Raw genomic sequence first — 1,811 nt, 5'->3', positions numbered from 1 at the left:
TTAAGCCTCCTTAACAGGTTTTAATGTTAGTACGCTTTAAATACTGCAATATTTAAAGCGTACGCCTCAATCTAGCGACAATATGAAATCACGCCATTTATAAGCCCAATTTGAGCCTAATTCTTTTGCAAGACCGTCCATTGTTGGAATACAGCCCCTTGTTTTCATCATTAAAAAAGCAAATTTTTCGCACTTTTGCCGCCACTGGCGAGAACCGTCAGATAAAAACATAAAACGAGTATTGGCAACTTTGGCATTTTTAGCCCCTCTAGAATACTCAACAAGCCTTACACCTTTATCCTCATCCAATCTAGCCTCTACATGCTTTCCTATGTACTTTCCAACATAATTTGCGATACCCTCGCTTGTTGATCTTATCGGGAGTAATTCTGTGCGACCAAAGCCATAATTTTTGGCATTTTTACGCCAAAAAGCCCACTCATCACGCAATGCTTTATTTGCTGAACGGTAATCGGAATTTTGAATAGCCTCGAAATCAAAACCAGTTCTAATATCAGAATCTAGAGCAACAAGTAAGTGATAATGAATACGACCTTTTTTAGTTCTCTCCATAACTTTTACATAAGCTTTATAACGAACATTAAGAACATGAGTTCTTAAGCTATGGAAACGCTTTGATCCCTCTTTGAAGTAAGTTACGTTGTCAGCAAAAGTTAAAGTTAAAAAACCTAGGTTATTTAAACCAAAAACATCAACAAAATTTTGTACATTTAAACCTAAAGCAAATGCAGATTTTTTATGAGAAGTGGAAAGCCGAGAAGACGCATAGGATAAGGCTTCAAGTTGATTTTTTAAATCATTTTCGGTGCAATTGTTACTATATAGACAAGGAAAGGCGGACTCATTAGAATCCGTTTTGCAATTTTCTAAAATCTGGGTCATAATAATCACCGCCTAAAAGGCAATTTAAGAAAGAATACACCCTTATTCCAAAAAGTTTGGCGACAGATGGAGTAAGGGTTTTTTCTTGGGTTAGCATTACTTAAAATCCTTTGTAAGATTTTCAAATATATAATTAAGTGCTTTTTTATCATCACTATCAAATTTATTTTTAAAAATTTCCTTTTCTTCTTGTGCTTGTTTCAACAAAACGGTCATATTTTTAAATAAAGAAAAAACATTAGCATCTCTTAAAAAATCTACCAGATAACGAGCAACCGCCTTATTTTCAATATTTGATAACTCGACAATGGCATTGTATTCGCTTTCGTCTAAAGTTAGGCGAATTGTTTTGGTAGGTTCGGTTTTTTTTCTATAAGCCATTTTTATGCCTCAAGGTGCTTTAATTGTACAAAATATACAGTTGAAAAATAAAAAAATCAAGCGAACGAAAATAAGGGAATTGTTCTGCAGGGTGTGAGTCATTGCCATTTTTCCAAAGAAAATCGAACGCACAAAAAAGCCAGTGATTTTTTAAAAATCGGCAAGGTTATCCCAAGGGGCACGCCCCTTGACCCCACAATAAAAAACCCAGAATTAACTGGGTTTGAATGGTAAAGGAAATATATCAAATTAAAAAAAACTAAATCAAGCCCGGCGCGCATTAAATACCCCCTCCCGTCCTCATTTCTTGCGGGCGGTCGGGTCCCCATTTACTGCGCTAGGCTTGAAATAAGTTCATTTCTAATACTGTTTATATCAGAATCTATCTTTTCAAGAATCATCTTAAAAGCAATCATTAAATCATCATAATCCGTACCCTCTGGTATCAGATTTTGAAACCCGATCACCCCATCATTGATATATTGAAGTTTAATCACAGCATTAGTGATAATATCATTTTTAGACAT

General features: G+C 35.0%; 3 protein-coding genes. All 3 read right to left on the bottom strand.

Going from position 1 to position 1,811, the window contains the following annotated elements:
- Positions 1 to 66: 66 nt before the first annotated feature.
- A complete protein-coding gene (locus tag K7G93_RS10450; protein ID WP_228400525.1) occupies positions 67 to 903 on the bottom strand; it encodes a rolling circle replication-associated protein in 837 nt (278 codons plus the stop codon).
- A gap of 96 nt (positions 904 to 999) precedes the next feature.
- Positions 1,000 to 1,284 (bottom strand): hypothetical protein, encoded by a 285-nt coding sequence (locus K7G93_RS10445; protein ID WP_224046432.1) that lies wholly within the window; start codon positions 1,282 to 1,284, stop codon positions 1,000 to 1,002.
- Between the two features lie 329 nt (positions 1,285 to 1,613).
- Positions 1,614 to 1,811, bottom strand: coding sequence for a hypothetical protein (locus K7G93_RS10440; protein ID WP_228400526.1), 198 nt, complete (start codon positions 1,809 to 1,811; stop codon positions 1,614 to 1,616).

Origin of the sequence: Pasteurella canis, from assembly GCF_020810675.1 — a bacterium.
GTDB classification, from domain to species: Bacteria; Pseudomonadota; Gammaproteobacteria; order Enterobacterales; family Pasteurellaceae; genus Pasteurella; species Pasteurella canis.
This window is presented reverse-complemented; position numbering and strand designations above follow the sequence as displayed.